This is a genomic window from Streptomyces megasporus (assembly GCF_000718985.1).
In the GTDB taxonomy this organism is placed as follows: Bacteria; Actinomycetota; Actinomycetes; order Streptomycetales; family Streptomycetaceae; genus Streptomyces; species Streptomyces megasporus.
Window position 1 is genome coordinate 51356 of record NZ_JODL01000028.1, and the last position, 15388, is coordinate 66743.

The 15388-nt window shown below is 74.7% G+C and carries 15 protein-coding genes; 13 read left to right on the forward strand and 2 right to left on the reverse strand.

All coding sequences use genetic code 11. The annotated features are described in order from the left end of the window. Nucleotides 1-10 precede the first annotated feature (10 nt). The 10 genes from IF47_RS0121430 (at nt 11) to cobC (ending at nt 10337) form a co-directional block, all read left to right on the forward strand. Nucleotides 11-1408: a cobyrinic acid a,c-diamide synthase CobB gene (locus IF47_RS0121430; protein WP_031510537.1), complete on the forward strand. Its 1398-nt coding sequence runs from the start codon at nt 11-13 to the stop codon at nt 1406-1408. Then, nucleotides 1405-2163, forward strand: a complete 759-nt coding sequence (cobI, locus tag IF47_RS0121435) for a precorrin-2 C(20)-methyltransferase (protein ID WP_031510538.1) — start codon at nt 1405-1407, stop codon at nt 2161-2163. The genes IF47_RS0121430 and cobI overlap by 4 nt, the downstream gene beginning before the upstream one ends. A 110-nt stretch (nt 2164-2273) precedes the next feature. Continuing rightward, the gene (cobM, locus tag IF47_RS0121440) at nt 2274-3122 is read left to right on the forward strand and encodes a precorrin-4 C(11)-methyltransferase (RefSeq protein ID WP_051718035.1); all 849 of its coding nucleotides are present in this window, start codon (nt 2274-2276) and stop codon (nt 3120-3122) included. Then, a complete protein-coding gene (locus IF47_RS0121445; RefSeq protein ID WP_037733101.1) occupies nt 3115-4296 on the forward strand; it encodes a cobalt-precorrin-5B (C(1))-methyltransferase in 1182 nt (393 codons plus the stop codon). The genes cobM and IF47_RS0121445 overlap by 8 nt, the downstream gene beginning before the upstream one ends. Then, nucleotides 4293-5531 (forward strand): bifunctional cobalt-precorrin-7 (C(5))-methyltransferase/cobalt-precorrin-6B (C(15))-methyltransferase, encoded by a 1239-nt coding sequence (locus IF47_RS0121450; RefSeq protein WP_031510541.1) that lies wholly within the window; start codon nt 4293-4295, stop codon nt 5529-5531. Before IF47_RS0121445 ends, IF47_RS0121450 begins: the two co-directional genes overlap by 4 nt. Before the next feature lie 14 nt (nt 5532-5545). Continuing rightward, nucleotides 5546-7300 (forward strand): precorrin-3B C(17)-methyltransferase, encoded by a 1755-nt coding sequence (cobJ, locus tag IF47_RS0121455; RefSeq protein WP_031510542.1) that lies wholly within the window; start codon nt 5546-5548, stop codon nt 7298-7300. Then, on the forward strand, nt 7297-7620 hold the full coding sequence (locus tag IF47_RS28885) for a DUF362 domain-containing protein (RefSeq protein WP_051718026.1): 324 nt from the start codon (nt 7297-7299) through the stop codon (nt 7618-7620). The genes cobJ and IF47_RS28885 overlap by 4 nt, the downstream gene beginning before the upstream one ends. Continuing rightward, nucleotides 7617-8297, forward strand: coding sequence for a precorrin-8X methylmutase (locus tag IF47_RS0121465; protein ID WP_051718028.1), 681 nt, complete (start codon nt 7617-7619; stop codon nt 8295-8297). The genes IF47_RS28885 and IF47_RS0121465 overlap by 4 nt, the downstream gene beginning before the upstream one ends. Beyond that, nucleotides 8294-9211 (forward strand): sirohydrochlorin chelatase, encoded by a 918-nt coding sequence (locus IF47_RS0121470; protein WP_031510545.1) that lies wholly within the window; start codon nt 8294-8296, stop codon nt 9209-9211. The genes IF47_RS0121465 and IF47_RS0121470 overlap by 4 nt, the downstream gene beginning before the upstream one ends. Beyond that, entirely contained in the window at nt 9201-10337 is a 1137-nt protein-coding gene (gene cobC / locus IF47_RS0121475; RefSeq protein ID WP_078592025.1) for an Rv2231c family histidinol phosphate aminotransferase CobC, read from the forward strand. Before IF47_RS0121470 ends, cobC begins: the two co-directional genes overlap by 11 nt. A 93-nt stretch (nt 10338-10430) precedes the next feature. Here cobC and IF47_RS0121480 read toward each other — a convergent pair whose 3' ends face one another. Together IF47_RS0121480 and IF47_RS0121485 are read right to left on the reverse strand one after the other, a co-directional pair. Continuing rightward, entirely contained in the window at nt 10431-11429 is a 999-nt protein-coding gene (locus IF47_RS0121480; protein WP_037733102.1) for an SCO1860 family LAETG-anchored protein, read from the reverse strand. 250 nt (nt 11430-11679) lie between these two features. Further along, nucleotides 11680-12780: an amidohydrolase family protein gene (locus tag IF47_RS0121485; protein ID WP_031510548.1), complete on the reverse strand. Its 1101-nt coding sequence runs from the start codon at nt 12778-12780 to the stop codon at nt 11680-11682. A gap of 96 nt (nt 12781-12876) precedes the next feature. On the opposite strand from IF47_RS0121485, the gene IF47_RS0121490 reads away from it, so the two are divergent. The 3 genes from IF47_RS0121490 to IF47_RS0121500 all read left to right on the forward strand — a co-directional run. Further along, the gene (locus IF47_RS0121490) at nt 12877-13437 is read left to right on the forward strand and encodes a SigE family RNA polymerase sigma factor (RefSeq protein WP_031510549.1); all 561 of its coding nucleotides are present in this window, start codon (nt 12877-12879) and stop codon (nt 13435-13437) included. Between the two features lie 493 nt (nt 13438-13930). Continuing rightward, nucleotides 13931-14497 (forward strand): diaminobutyrate acetyltransferase, encoded by a 567-nt coding sequence (ectA, locus tag IF47_RS0121495; protein WP_211257244.1) that lies wholly within the window; start codon nt 13931-13933, stop codon nt 14495-14497. Between the two features lie 88 nt (nt 14498-14585). After that, the coding region (locus IF47_RS0121500) for a diaminobutyrate--2-oxoglutarate transaminase (protein WP_031510551.1) at nt 14586-15388 on the forward strand (803 nt) is incomplete at its 3' end.

Below are 15388 nucleotides of genomic sequence, written 5' to 3' on the forward strand. Positions count from 1 at the left end.
CGAGCCCCGCATGAGCACCGTCGTCCCCCGGTTGGTCGTCGCCGCGCCCGCCTCGGGCAGCGGCAAGACCACCGTCGCCACCGGCCTGATGGCCGCCTTCGCCGCGGCCGGACTCGCCGTGTCCCCGCACAAGGTGGGCCCGGACTACATCGACCCGGGCTACCACGCGCTGGCCACCGGGCGCGTCGGCCGCAACCTCGACGCCTACCTGTGCGGCCCGGAGCTGGTCGCGCCGCTGTTCCTGCACGGGGCGGCCGGCGCGGACCTGGCCGTGGTCGAAGGCGTGATGGGGCTGTACGACGGCGCGGCCGGGCAGGGGGAGGTCGGCTCGACCGCGCAGGTGGCGAAGCTGCTGCGGGCGCCGGTGGTGCTGGTGGTGGACGCCTCCTCGCAGTCCCGTTCGGTGGCGGCGCTGGTGCACGGCTTCGCGTCCTGGGACCCCGAGGTGCGTCTCGCGGGGGTGATCCTCAACAAGGTGGCCTCCGACCGCCACGAGGAGCTGCTGCGCGAGGCCCTGGACGCCTCGGGGGTGCCCGTGCTGGGCGCGCTGCGTCGCACGGAGCGGGTCCGCGCCCCCTCCCGTCACCTGGGCCTGGTCCCGGTGGCGGAGCGGCGCGCGGAGGCGGCCGAGGCGGTGGCCGAGCTGGCGGAGCGGGTGCGGTCCGGCTGCGACCTTCGGGCGTTGCTCGCCCTGGCGCACTCCGCGCCACCCCTGACGGAGGAACCGTGGGAGCCCCCGGCTCCTCCCGCCGGGGCGCCGCGCGGGCGGCGTCCGGTGGTGGCGGTCGCGGGCGGGGCCGCGTTCACCTTCTCCTACGCCGAGCACGTCGAGCTGCTGCGGGCGGCGGGTGCGGAGGTGGTCCCCTTCGACCCGCTGCGGGACGCCGACCTGCCGCCGGAGACGGCCGGGCTGGTCGTCGGCGGGGGCTTCCCGGAGGTGTACGCGCCGGAGCTGTCGGCGAACGAGTCGCTGCGCGCGTCCGTCGCGGCGCTGGCCGCCTCGGGTGCGCCGATCGCCGCCGAGTGCGCCGGACTGCTGTATCTGGCACGGGAGCTGGACGGCGCCCCGATGTGCGGGGTGTTGGACGTGGCGGCCCGGATGACGGAGCGGCTCACCCTCGGCTACCGCGAGGCGGTCGCCGTCGGCGACAGCGTCCTGGCCGCCGCCGGGACGCGGGTGCGCGGCCACGAGTTCCACCGCACGACGGTGGAGCCGCACGCCGGGGACCCGGCGGCGGGTCAGGCGCCCGCCTGGGGGCTGACCTGGGGCGCCGCGCGCGACCGACGGCGGGTCGAGGGTTTTGTGAAGGCCGGTGTGCATGCCTCGTACCTGCATGTGCACTGGGCCGCCGAGCCGTCCGTGGCCCGGCGTTTCGTCGACAGGTGTGTGGAGAGGGGTGCGGCATGAGCAGCGCCGGCGGTGGGCCGCGGTTGATCGGCGTCGGGGTCGGTCCCGGCGATCCGGATCTGGTGACCGTCAAGGGTGTGAAGGCGCTGCGCTCGGCGAGCGTGGTGGTCGTGCCCGTGATGGCGGACGGCGGAACGGGCAGGGCGGAGTCCACCGTGCTGCACCACGTGTCGCGCGAGCGAATCGAGCGGGTGGTCTTCGCGCTCAACGAGCGCGAAGACCGGGTCCGTCGGGAGGCCGCCTGGGACGCGGCGGGCGAGCGCGTCGCCGAGCTGCTGCGCGCCCGCGGCACCGTGGCCTTCGCCACCATCGGCGACCCCAACGTCTACTCCACCTTCACCTACCTCGCCCAGACCGTCGGCGAGCTGGTGCCCGAGACGGTCGTGGAGACCGTGCCGGGCATCACCGCGATGCAGGACCTGGCCGCGCGCGGCGGCGCGGTGCTCACCGAGGGGACGGAGCCGTTGACGCTGGTGCCGGTGACGGCGGGGGTGGCGGTGCTGGAGGAGGCCCTTCGGGGGCCGGGCACGGTGGTGGCGTACAAGTTCGGGCGGCTGGCCGGCGAGGTCGCCGAGGCGCTGCGCGCCACGGGCCGCCTCGAGGGGGCGGTGTGGGGGTCGTCGCTGGGGTTGCCGGAGGAGTCGATCCGTCCGGCGTCCGCGTTGGCGGCGGAGCTCGCCGCCGGGGGCGCCCTGCCCTACCTGTCCACCCTGATCGCCCCCGCCCGCCGCGAGAGCCGAGGAGGAAAACTGTGACCGCCACGTCGAACACCGCGCCGAACGCCACGCCGAACGCCACGTCGAACACCGCATCGGACACCGCGCCGAACGCTTCGTCGAAGGCCGCCGCGCCCCGCGCCGGGAAGGTGACCATCGTGGGCGCCGGACCCGGCGCCGCCGACCTGCTCACCTTCCGCGCCGCCCGCGCCATCGCCGAGGCCGACGTGGTGATCTGGGCGGCGAGCCTGGTACGCGAGGAGGTGCTCGAACACGCCCGCGCCGGCGCGGAGATCCTGGACTCGGCGTCGATGTCCCTGGAGGACGTCGTCGCCGTCTACGAGCGCGCCTCCCGCGAGGGCCTTGCGGTGGCACGGATCCACTCCGGCGACCCGTCGCTGTGGGGCGGCACCCAGGAACAGGTGGACCGCTGCGCGGAGTTGGGCATCGAGGTGGAGATCGTGCCCGGGGTGTCGTCGTTCTCGGCGGTGGCGGCCATCGCCGGTCGGGAGCTGACGATCCCGGAGGTCGCCCAGTCGGTGATCCTCACCCGGCTCGGCGGCGGGAAGACGCCGATGCCGCCCGGCGAGGAGGTGCGGGAGTTCGCCCGGCACGGCACCACCATGGCGGTCTTCCTGTCGGCGGCGCGGTCCGGGCAACTGGCGGTGGAACTGCTGGAGGGCGGCTATCCGACGGACACCCCGGTGGTGATCGCCCACCAGGCGACCTGGCCGGACGAGCTGGTGTTGCGGTGCACCGTCGGCACGCTGGAGGAGACCGTCAAGGAACACCGGCTGTGGAAGCACACGCTGTTCCTGGTCGGCCCGGCGCTGTCCGCCTCCGGCACCCGCTCGCACCTGTACCACCCGGGGCACTTCCACGGTCACCGCCGCGCCGAGCCGGCGGCCCGGAGGGCGCTGCGGGCGGCCCGACGCGCGAGTGGGGTCGCGGGCGCTCCGGCGGCCCGGGAAACCGTCCGGGAGGCGGGCGGTGAGTGAGCGGCCGGAGCGGGAGCCCGGCCGGGACGCGGGTCCGGTGCTGCGGGAGCCCGACCTGCCGCGTACCGCCAAGCAGCGGCCCAAGGCGCTGCGCACCGGTTGGACGACCGGCACCTGCGCCTCGGCGGCGGCCCGGGCCGCGGCCCTGCACCTGGTCACGGGCGAGCCCCAGCCGTGGGTGGAGGTCGCGCTGCCGTCGGGGCGTCGGGTGACGTTCGCGGTGGAGCGCTCGACCGAGCTGCGGCCGGGCCGCACCGAGGCCGTGGTGGTCAAGGACGCGGGCGACGACCCGGACGTCACCCACGGCTCCCACCTGACCGCCACGGTGAGCTGGCGGGACGAGCCGGGCATCGAGCTGCACGGCGGGATCGGCGTCGGCGTCGTCACCAAGCCGGGGCTGGGCCTGGAGGTGGGCGGGCCGGCGATCAACCCGGTGCCCCGCGCCATGATCAGCCAGGCGGTGGGCGAGGTCGTCGACGTCGCGGCGCGCGGCGTGGACGTCACCATCAGCGTGCCGGACGGCGAGAAGCGCGCCCGGAAGACCACCAACGCCCGGCTCGGCATCCTGGGCGGCATCTCCATCCTGGGGACCACCGGGATCGTGCGGCCGTTCTCGACGGCCTCGTGGCGGGCCAGCGTGGAGCAGGCCGTGTCGGTGGCCGCCGCGCAGGACGCCCCGGCCGTGGTGCTGTGCACCGGTGGCCGCACCGAGAAGGGCGCCATGGGGCTGCTGCCAAACCTGCCCCCGGTGTGCTTCATCGAGGTCGGCGACTTCACCGGCGCCGCGCTGCGGCGGGCCGTGGAGCACGGTGTGGGCCGGGTGGTGTTCGTCGGCATGGTGGGGAAGCTGACCAAGCTGGCCTCCGGTGTGCTGATGACCCACTACACGCGGTCGAGGGTGGACACCTCCGTCCTGGCCGAGGTCACCCGCGCGGTGGGCGGGCCGGAGTCGGTGGCGGCCGAGGTCGCCGTGGCCAACACCGCCCGCCACGCCTACGAGTTGTGGGACGCGGCGGGTCTGCTGCCCACGGCGGGGGCGGAGTTGTGCCGCCGGGTGGCGGACGTGCTGGAGCGTTTCGTGGACCGTCGGGTCGCGGCGGAGACGGCCCTGGTGGACTTCACCGGCCGCACGGTGATCGCCCGGCACGCCGGCGACGGGGGGCTGCTGTCGTGATCACCGTCGTCGGGTCGGGCACGGGCGTCGCCGCGGGCGGCGGGCCGGACTGGCGGGGCGTGTCCCTGGCCGTGGGCGCCCGCCGCCACCTGGACGCCGCCGACGTGCCGTCCGGGGTGCGGCGCGTGGTGCTGGGTCCGCTGTCCCCGGCGCTGGACGCGGTGGCGGAGCACCTCACGGGCGACGGTCGGGTGGTGGTGCTCGCCTCCGGCGATCCGGGGTTCTTCGGGATCGTCCGGGCGCTCGCCGAGCGTTTCGGTCCGCGCGCCCTGGACGTGCGGCCCTCCGTGCCGTCCGTGGCCCTCGCCTTCGCGCGTGCCGGGCTGCCGTGGGACGACGCGGCCGTGGTCAGCGCGCACGGGCGCGATCCGCGCACCGCCGTCAACGTCTGCCGCGCGCACCCCAAGACCGCCGTGCTGACCGGCCCCGGCGCGGGCCCCGCCGAGCTGGGCGCCGCCCTGGCCGCCGCCGGGCCGCGGCGCACCCTGGTGGTGGCGAGCTCCCTGGGCACGGCCGGCGAGCGCGTCGAGTGGCTCTCCCCCGCCGAGGCCGCCGACCGGGTCTGGCCCGACGAGGTGAGCGTGGTGCTCTGCCTGGACGAGGCCCGGCTCCTGGCCGCCGCCCCCCGGGCGCTCGCCGGGCCGCCGCGTCCGCCCGCCGGGTGGGCGCTGCCGGAGGACGCCTTCGTCCACCGCGACTCGATGGTCACCAAGTACGAGGTGCGGGCCCTGGCCCTGGCCCGGCTCGGGCCGCGGCCGGGCGATCTGGTCTGGGACGTGGGCGCGGGCTCCGGCTCGGTCGCCGTGGAGTGCGCGCGGCTGGGCGCGGCGGCGATCGCCGTGGAGCGCGCCGCGGACGGTGTCGAGCGCTGCCGGGCCAACGCCGCCGCCCACGGGGTGGACGTCCACACCGTGCACGGCGCGGCGCCCGCCGCGCTGGCCGAACTGCCCGACCCCGACGCCGTGTTCGTCGGCGGCGGGGGCCGGGAGCTGGAGTCGATCGTCTCGCTCTGCGCCCGCCGCGCCCGCCGCGCCGTCGTCGTCACGCTCGCCGCGCTGGACCGGGTGCCCGCCGTGCGGGCCGCCCTCGGCGCCGCCGGGCTGGCCTGCGACGGCGTGCTGTTGCAGTCCTCCCGGCTCTCCCCCCTGCCCGGCGACGTGACCCGGCTCGCCGCCGGCAATCCCGTCTTCGTTCTGTGGGGCACCCGCCCCGCCACCGAAGGAGTCCCCTCGTGAACGCCCCGAACGGCCTGATCGGTCTCGTCTCCGCCACCGCCGCCGGGCGGCGCGCCCGCGACCTGGTGGCCGCCGCCTGGCCCGAGGCGACCCGTGTCTACGACACGGGCGACCAGAGCGGCGCGGACACCGTCCGTTCCGCTCTCACCCGCGCCTTCGCCGAGTGCGACCGGATCGTCTGCTTCCTGGCCACCGGCGCGACCGTGCGGCTGCTCGCCCCGCTGCTGGGCGACAAGGAGAGCGATCCGGGTGTGGTGTGCGTGGACGAGGCGCGACGGTACGCGGTGGCCCTGCTGGGCGGCCACGCGGGTGGCGCGAACGAGCTGGCGCACGCGGTGGCCGAGGTCCTGCCCGGTTGCCGGCCCGTCGTCACCACCGCCACGGACGCCGTCGACGTCCCCGGCCTGGACACCCTCGGTCCGCCCGTCGAGGGCGCCGTCGCGGCGGTGTCGCGGGCGGTCCTCGACGGCGAGCCCGTCCGTCTGGTGCGGCACGTCCCCTTCCCCCTCCCCGCGCTGCCGGAGAACGTGACGGAGACCGACGGCGGTGACGGCGCGGGCGACGGGAGCGGCGGGTACACCGTGCTGGTCACCGACCGCGCCGTGGAGCCGGACGACCGCACGGCGGTGCTGCGGCCCGCCACCCTCTCCGTCGGCGTCGGGGCCAGCCGGGGCGCGCCCGCCGACGAGATCGTCGAGCTGGTGGAGCGGTCGCTGACCGACGCCGGGCTCTCCCTCCGCTGCGTCGCCGAGTTGGCCACCGTCGACGCCAAGGCGGACGAGCCGGGCATCGTCGAGGCGGCCCGGCGGCTGGGCGTGCCGGTGCGGACGTACCCCGCCGAGGCGCTGGCGGCCGTGCCCGTCCCCCACCCGTCCCAGGCCCCGCTGGCGGCCGTGGGCACCCCGAGCGTGGCGGAGGCCGCCGCGCTGCTCGCCCGTGGCGAGGGCGCCGAACTGGTCGTCCCCAAACGGAAGTCGGAGGTTCAGGGGCGGGCGGCGATGGCCACCTGCGCCGTGGCGCGGCGCCGGCCGCGCGGGCGGCTGGCGATCGTCGGGCTCGGTCCGGGCGCCCGCGACCTGCTCACCCCGCGCGCCCGTGACGAGCTGCGCCGCGCCGGCGTGGTCGTCGGCCTCGACCAGTACGTGGCGCAGATCCGCGACCTGCTCCGTCCGGGCACCCGTGTCCTGGAGTCGGGGCTGGGCGCGGAGGAGGAGCGGGCCCGCACCGCCGTGGCCGAGGCCCGCGCGGGCCGTGCCGTGGCGTTGATCGGCAGCGGTGACGCCGGGGTGTACGCGATGGCCTCGCCCGCCCTGGCCGAGGCGTCCGCGGACATCGACGTGGTGGGCGTCCCCGGGGTGACCGCCGCGCTCGCCGCCGCCGCGCTGCTGGGCGCGCCGCTGGGCCACGACCACGTCTCGATCAGCCTGTCGGACCTCCACACGCCCTGGGAGGTGATCGAGCGCCGGGTGCGGGCGGCGGCCGAGGCGGACCTGGTGGTGACGTTCTACAACCCCCGCAGCCGGGGCCGCGACTGGCAGTTGCCCAAGGCGCTGGCCCTGCTGGCGGAGCACCGCTCCCCGGACACGCCCGTCGGTGTGGTGCGCAACGCCTCGCGGCCCGGCGAGCGGGTCGCCGTCACCACGCTCGGCGAACTCGACCCGACCGTGGTCGACATGATGACCGTGGTGACCGTCGGCAACACCGCGACCCGCACCGTCGCCGGGCGGATGGTCACCCCGCGCGGCTACCGCTGGCAGGGGGGAGCGTGACGCCCCCGACGGCCGCCGCCCACCCGGCGGATACGGCGCCCGTGGCTCCCGTGGCCGTCACCGCGCGCTGCGCGGGCTGCGGCGCCTGCCTGCTGACCTGCCCGGTCCATGCGATACGCCCGCTGGGCGGCGCGCTGCTGGTGCGGGCGGAGCTGTGCACCGGCTGCCTGGAGTGCGTCGAGGTGTGCCCCGTCGACGCGATCGAGGAGACCGTCGGGACGGCCGGCGCGGCGCCGCCCGGAGCGCCCGACGAGGCCGGAGCGCCCGACGAGGACGGCCCCCCGGCCGGCCCCCTGGAGACCCCCGAGGAGACACCGTGACGCCCCCGACGTCCCCGACGTCCCGCACCGTCCACCCCATCGAGGAGGAGTCGTACCGCATCCTGCGCTCCCGGCTGGACACCTCGCACCTGCCGCCGCTGACCCGGGCGGTGTTGGAGCGGGTGATCCACTCCAGCGCCGACCTGGCGTACGCCGACGACCTGGTCACCGACGAGGAGGCGCTGCGCACGGCGCACGCCGCGCTGCACGCCGGCGCGCCGGTCGTGGTGGACGTCGAGATGGTCGCCGCCGGCATCACCCGCCGGAAGACGGTGTGCCGCCTCGCCGACGCCTCGGGCGGGCCGGGCCTGACCCGTTCGGCGCACGCGGTCCGGCTGGCCCGGGAGGAGGTCGGGCCCGGCGCGGTGTGGGTGATCGGCTGTGCGCCCACCGCCCTGTTCGAGCTGCTCGACCTGGACGCGGACCCCGCCCTGGTCGTCGGTCTGCCCGTCGGGTTCGTCGGAGCGGCCGAGAGCAAGGCGGCCCTGCGCGCCAGTGGGCTGCCCGCGATCAGCAACGTCTCGGAGAAGGGCGGCAGCGCGGTGGCCGCCGCCGCCCTCAACGCCCTTCTGTACACGCCCCCGGGCGCCCCCGGCGCCCTTGCCGACCCCCTTTCGACGACGGCGCCCCCGACCGCGGGGCGGCCGTCCCCCAGCATCGCCAAGGAGATCCTGTGACCACACCGCCGGCCCTTCTTCTCGTCGGCCACGGCACCCGTGACGACGCCGGTGCCGAGGCGTTCCGCTCCTTCGTGCGGGACCTGGCCGAGCTCAGACCCGAGATCCCGGTGGCGGGAGGGTTCATCGAGCTGTCCCCGCCGCCGCTCGCGGACGCCGTCGCCGAGCTGGTCGACCGCGGGGTGCGGAACTTCGCCGCCGTCCCGCTGATGCTGGTCTCGGCCGGGCACGCCAAGGGCGACATACCGGCCGCCCTGGCCCGTGAGAAGCTCCGCCACCCGGGCACCTCGTACGCGTACGGCCGTCCCCTGGGGCCGCACCCGGCGCTGCTGAGCGTGCTGGAGCGCCGTCTGGACGAGGCCCTGGGCGGCGCGGGACGCGATCCCTGGGACCGGGCCGACACGACGGTGCTGCTGGTGGGCCGCGGCTCCACCGATCCGGACGCCAACGCCGAGGTCCACAAGGCGGCCCGGCTGCTGTGGGAGGGGCGCGGCCACGCCGGCGTGGAGCCGGCGTTCGTCTCGCTCGCCGCGCCCGACGTCCCCGCCGGTCTGGAGCGCTGCCGGCGGCTGGGCGCCCGGCGGATCGTGGTGCTGCCGTACTTCCTGTTCACCGGCATCCTGCCGGACCGGGTGCGGACGCAGGCCGAGGAGTGGGCCGGGGCCCACCCGGAGGTCGAGGTCCGCTGCGCCGACGTCATCGGCCCCACCGAGGAGTTGGCGGGGCTGGTCTGGGAGCGGTACGAGGAGGCCCTGAAGGGCGATCTGCGGATGAACTGCGACTCCTGCGTCTACCGTGTCGCGCTGCCCGGTTTCGAGGACAAGGTCGGCGCACCGCAGCAGCCGCACCACCACCCGGACGACGACGGGCACCACCACCATCACCACCACGGCGGCCACGCCCATGCCCACTGAGTCGACGGCCCTCCCCGGGCGGCGGCCGGCGGACCCGCACGAGCACGGCGGGCACGGCGGGCACGACCTGCGTCATCACGGCGACGCGGAGGTCCGGGACGCCGGGGCGGACCTGGTGGACCTCGCGGTCAACGTCCGCGCCGGCACCCCTCCCGGCTGGCTGAAGGAGCGGCTCGCCGCCTCGCTGGAGACGCTGGCCGTCTATCCGGACGGACGGGCGGCCCGGCGCGCGGTGGCGGCCCGGCACGGTCTGCCGGAGGAGTGCGTGCTGTTGACGGCGGGAGCGGCGGAGGCGTTCGTCCTCCTGGCCCGCGCCCTGCCCGTGTCGGGGCCGGACGTCCCGGGCGCGGGCCGTCCGGTGGTGGTGCATCCGCAGTTCACCGAGCCGGAGGCCGCCCTGTGGGACGCGGGGCACGAGGTGGAGCGCGTCGTCCTCTCCGAGCGGGACGGTTTCCGCCTCGACCCCGCCCTCGTCCCGCCCGAGGCGTCCGTGGTGGTCGTCGGCAATCCGACGAACCCCACGTCCGTGCTGCATCCGGCCTCCGCCCTGGAGGCGCTGGCACGCCCGGGACGGACACTGGTGGTGGACGAGGCGTTCATCGACGCGGTGCCGGGCGAGCGGGAGTCGTTGGCCTCCCGGGTCGTCGAACTGCCGGGCACCACGGTGGTGTTGCGCAGTCTGACCAAGACCTGGGGGCTGGCGGGCCTGCGCGTCGGCTACGTGCTCTCCGATCCGGGGACCGTGGCCCGTCTCGCACGGCACCAGCCGCTGTGGGCCGTCTCCTCCCCGGCGTTGGTCGCGGCCGAGGCGTGCTGCGACCCGGTCGCGCTGGCCGAGGCCGAGCGGGCGGCGCGGGAGATCGCCGAGGACCGGGCGTACCTGCTCGACCGGCTCGCGGAGTTCGCCGAGGTGCGGTCGGCGACACCCGACCCGCGGGCGTCCTTCGTGCTGGTCCGGCATCCGGAGGCGGCGTCGCTGCGGGAGCGGCTGCGCGCGTCGGGCATCGCGGTGCGCCGCGGGGACACCTTCCCCGGTCTGGACCGGCGGTGGCTGCGGCTGGCCGTGCGGGACCGGGCGACCACGGACCGCCTGGTGCGGGCGCTGGCCGGGCTCGGGGTGCGCTGAGGAGCGCGCTGAGGGGTGTTCCGAAAGCGGTGCGGCGGCGGGGGCCCGGGCGGAGTCCCGCCGCCGCACCGCGGTTTCACCGGCTACCGGGCGTCAGGAGGCGCGCCGGCGCCGCAGGAACACCAGCGCGCCGCCGACGGCCAGGAACGCCAGGGCGCCGCCCGCGATGTACGGGGTGCTCGAATCGCCGCCGGTCTCCGCGAGGTTGGGCTCCTCGCCGGCCCGGTCGGGCCCGGTCTGGGGCCGCGGCTCGTTCCCGTCGCCCCCGCCCGTGGTCTCGCCGGTCGTCCCGCCGTCGCCGCCGGTCCCCCCGGTGCCCCCGGTGCCGCCGTCGTCACCGCCACCGGTGGTGCCGCCGTCGTCACCGCCACCGGTGGTGCCGCCGTTGTCACCGCCGCCGTTGTCGCCGCCGGGCGTCTGGCAGGCGGCCTCCACGAGCGTCACCCGGCCCTCGACCTTGGCGACGCCCAGATCGGCCGGGTCCACCGCCACGTCCAGCGCCAGCGCGGTGGCCGCCGCCGTGTGGGAGGTGGTGGTGGTCTCGGCCAGGCGCAGCTCGACCGTGCCGACGCCGTCGACCTCGACGCTGGTGGTGCCCTCGGCCTTCACCGCGACCTTCCTGCCGAGCACCGTGACCGTGCCGGGGATCTCCGACTCGGCGGTCGGCTCGGCGCCGGCCTCGCACACCGCCCTGGAGGTGACCAGGTCGGCCTTCAGCAGGGGACGCAGCAGGCCGGGCACGTACACCTTGGCGTTGGTGAGGTTGGAGTACCCCTCGCTCCTCCCCTCGTCCGCGGTCGCCTTGGCGGTGGCGACGTCCGCGTGCAGCATCCTGATCGGCTTGCCGTTGTGCGCGCCGTCGAGCCGGACCGTCAGCGCGGTCTTCGCGGCGCTCTCGGGTGCCTGGACGGCGTTGAGCTCGGCGTTCAGCGGCACGACGGCGGTCTCGTCGAGCAGCGAGACGCCGAGCTTCGCCCGGAACACGGCCGCGTTCGCCGTGCCCTTGCCGCCGTTCCCGGTGGCGTGCGCGGGTACGGCGGCCACCCCCACCAGGGCAGCGGCGGCGAACAGGCTGTAGACAGACTTCTTCACAGGTGGAACCCCCACAGATGGCATGGTGTCACCGACACGGCCAATGGGGGACATCGCTCGTGTCGGTGACTTGAGACCATGCCATAGTTGACGAACGGAGCGTCAAAAGTCATATGCAGCCAGCTATTTCACTCGTACGAGTTACACCCGCCACGGTTTTCGAATCCCAACTTCTGGGTATCGATGACAAGTTTCGCTCTCGACTCCACCCACGCCTCAACCGCGCCCCCGGCCGCACGGGGCGGCACGGCTACCGCACGACGCGCCCTCTGAGCACCACCCTGCGGGGCGCCGCCAGCACCCGTACGTCGGCCCGCGGATCCGCCTCGTACACCACCAGGTCCGCCTCGGCCCCCTCCTCCAGGCCCGGACGTCCGAGCCAGGCACGGGCCGCCCAGGTCGTCGCCGAGAGGGCGTCCACCGGTGGGATGCCCGCCGCCACCAGTTCGGCCACCTCGTCGGCGACCAGGCCGTGGGCCAGGGAACCGCCCGCGTCCGTGCCGACGAAGACGGGGATGCCCGCGTCCCAGGCCGCGCGCACGGTGTCGTACCGGCGCTCGTGGAGCCGCCGCATGTGGTCCGCCCAGCGTGGGAACTTCTTCTCGCCGCCCTCGGCGAGGCGGGGGAAGGTCGCGATGTTGATCAGGGTGGGGACGATGGCGACGCCGCGTTCGGCGAACAACGGGATGGTCTCCTCGGTCAGCCCCGTGGCGTGCTCGACGCAGTCGATGCCGGCCTCCACCAGGTCGCGCAGCGAGTCCTCGGCGAAGCAGTGGGCGGTGACCCGGGCGCCCTCCTCGTGGGCGGCGGCGATGGCGGCCTCGACCGCCTCGCGCGGCCAGCAGGGGGCCAGGTCGCCCTGCTCGCGGTCTATCCAGTCGCCGACGAGCTTGACCCAGCCGTCGCCGCGTCGGGCCTCGCGCCGCACGTACGCCACCAGGTCCTCGGGCTCGATCTCGTGGGCGTAGTTGCGGATGTAGCGCTTGGTGCGGGCGATGTGGCGTCCCGCGCGGATGACGCGCGGCAGGTCCTCGCGGTCGTCGATCCAGCGGGTGTCGGCCGCGGAGCCGGCGTCCCGGATCAGCAGCGTTCCGGCGTCCCGGTCGGTGAGTGCCTGTTTCTCGCTGGTGGCGTCGTCGACGGCACCGTGGGCGTCGAGCCCCACGTGGCAGTGGGCGTCCACCAGGCCGGGCAGCGCCCAGCCCTCGATCGTGGTGGTCTCCCGGGTGTTCCGGGGGCGTTCGTAGGTGATCCGACCGTCCACGACCCACATCTCGTCCCGGACGTCCGCGTCCGGGTCCGGTCCGGTCAGGACGCGCCCCTTGATGTGCAGATTTCCGCGCTCGCTCATATGGCGCACTGTACGAGTCGCCTGCTACGTTCACGCAGCCACAGGGGGTCGTGGTCGCGTACGACACAGCATCCGTCGAACTCCGCAGGAGGCCACGTGGACACCCCCGCCGAAGAGTTCCACACCTTCTTCGACCGTCACCACGCCGATCTGTCCCGCCTCGCCCACCTTCTGCTGGGGGAGTTCGAGGGGGCCGACGACCTCGCCGCCGACGCCCTGGTCGCGGTGTGGCGCCGGTGGGACCGGGTGCGTGCCGACGAGTGTCCGATCACCTACGCGCGCGGCGTGCTCACCACCCTGGCCCGTACCCGGCTGCGGAGTCTGCGGCGCGAGCACCGCCGCATCGCCCTGTTCTGGTCCCAGCGGCCCGACCGCGTCGACGACCCGGACGTGTCCGCGGTGTTGGACGTGCGTCGGGCGCTCGCCCGGCTGCCGCTGCGGAAGCGGGCCTGCGTCGTGTTGCGGCACGCCTTCGACCTGTCGGAGAAGGAGACCGCCCGGGCCCTGGGCATCTCGATCGGCACCGTGAAGAGCCAGACCTCGCGCGGCCTGGCCGAGTTGGAGCGGCTGCTGACGTCCGGTCGGGCCGGAGCCGAGCGTGGGTACGGGGCCGTTCGGGCACTGCACGCCGGGTCCATGGGGCGGAGCGGTTGGTGATCGACCGTTCGGCCGCGACCGCGCGGCCGAGGACGTCCGCCGCGGCCCGCCGGCCCACCGGTCCCGGATTCGGCCCCGGTGGGCCGGCGGGCCGGTGCTCCTCGACGGTGCGCGGCGGATTCCACGGAGCCCACACGATGTGCGACCACAATCTCGCGATTCGATGCCCATTGGATTCCACACGTGAATCCCAATTGAATTCCGGGTAATCCGATCCGAATATAACTCCATTACCCTCCTGCCCACTTCACACGCCCCTAAACACCAAGATTCGATATCGGCGAACCGCCTATTTCGGACAGGCTACCGGCTCGTTATGGAGCTGTGATGAACCCAACACCGACGCCCCTTTGCCCGGAAAATACCGGACAACCATCACAAATTTCTGCCACCTCGTGCGCGGGTACACCTACGCGCGGTATCACAACCTCCTCTCCCACGTAACCCCCAACCACGATGTGATTTGTGATCTCCCTGGGTAAATTGGATTTGCATGACCGCCGCACAAGCAGAGCATGCACGTGCCAACAGCAGAACCGTCGGAATACCGGAAGGACTGAGGCTCGACGTACCACGAGTGGAGGACGGCGCAGCGATCTGGCGCATCGCCCGCGACTCCCGGACGCTCGACCTGAACTCCTCCTACAGCTACCTCCTGTGGTGCCGTGACTTCGCCGCCACCTCCGTGGTGGCACGCGACGGCGACGAGCAGCCGGTGGGGTTCATCACCGGCTACATCCGCCCGCAGCGCCCCCGGACCCTGGTCGTCTGGCAGGTCGCCGTCGACCACGGTCAGCGCGGACGCGGCCTCGCCGCGGCGATGCTCGACGGGCTGACCGACCGTGTCGCCGGGGAGTTCGGCATCGACGGGATCGAGACCACCATCACCCCCGACAACACCGCCTCCAACCGCCTGTTCACCTCGTACGCGCGACGACACGGCGCGTCGGTGCGGCGCGAGGTCCTCTTCGACGGCGTGCTGTTCCCGGAAGGCGGGCACGAGCCCGAGGTGCTGTACCGGATCGGCCCGATACCCACGGTCGTCACCGCCGCGAGCTGACCTCCCTCCGTGCCGCCGCACGGCACGCGCCCGGTGGCACCCCCCGCTTCCCCACTCCTCTCGCAGACCGTCTCCCAGGAGATTTCCCATGACCATGACCCAGCCGGACCTGAGCATCTTCCAGGCCTTGGAGTCGGAGGTGCGCAGCTACTGCCGCGGCTGGCCCACCGTCTTCGACCGGGCCCAGGGCAGCCGCATGTACGACGAGGACGGCCACGTCTACATCGACTTCTTCGCCGGCGCCGGATCGCTGAACTACGGCCACAACAACGCGGTCCTCAAACGCGCCCTACTCGACTACCTGGAGCGCGACGGCGTCGTCCACGGCCTGGACATGTCCACCACGGCCAAGCGGGCCTTCCTGGAGACCTTCCGCGAGGTCGTGCTGGAGCCGCGCGAGCTGGACCACAAGGTGATGTTCACCGGCCCGACCGGCACCAACGCCGTCGAGGCGGCCCTGAAGCTGGCCCGCAAGGTCAAGGGACGTGAATCGATCGTCTCGTTCACCAACGCCTTCCACGGCATGTCGCTGGGCGCGCTGGCGGTCACCGGCAACGCCTTCAAGCGGGCCGGCGCCGGCATCCCCCTGGTGCACGGCACCCCGATGCCCTTCGACAACTACCTCGACGGCAAGGTCGAGGACTTCCTCTGGTTCGAACGGCTGCTGCAGGACGCCGGCTCCGGCCTGAACCAGCCCGCCGCGGTGATCGTGGAGACCGTGCAGGGCGAGGGCGGCATCAACGTGGCCCGCCCCGAGTGGCTGCGCGCCCTGTCCGAACTGTGCAAACGCCAGGACATGCTGCTGATCGTGGACGACATCCAGATGGGCTGTGGCCGCACCGGCGCCTTCTTCTCCTTCGAGGAGGCCGGCATCGTCCCCGACATCGTCAC

Coding starts and splice junctions, on each gene's coding strand:
- cobC (WP_078592025.1), top strand. CDS start 9,201: ATGCCCACTGAGTCGACGGCCCTCCCCGGGCGGCGGCCGGCGGACCCG.
- IF47_RS0121485 (WP_031510548.1), bottom strand. CDS start 12,780: ATGAGCGAGCGCGGAAATCTGCACATCAAGGGGCGCGTCCTGACCGGA.
- cobI (WP_031510538.1), top strand. CDS start 1,405: ATGAGCAGCGCCGGCGGTGGGCCGCGGTTGATCGGCGTCGGGGTCGGT.
- ectA (WP_211257244.1), top strand. CDS start 13,931: ATGACCGCCGCACAAGCAGAGCATGCACGTGCCAACAGCAGAACCGTC.
- IF47_RS0121430 (WP_031510537.1), top strand. CDS start 11: ATGAGCACCGTCGTCCCCCGGTTGGTCGTCGCCGCGCCCGCCTCGGGC.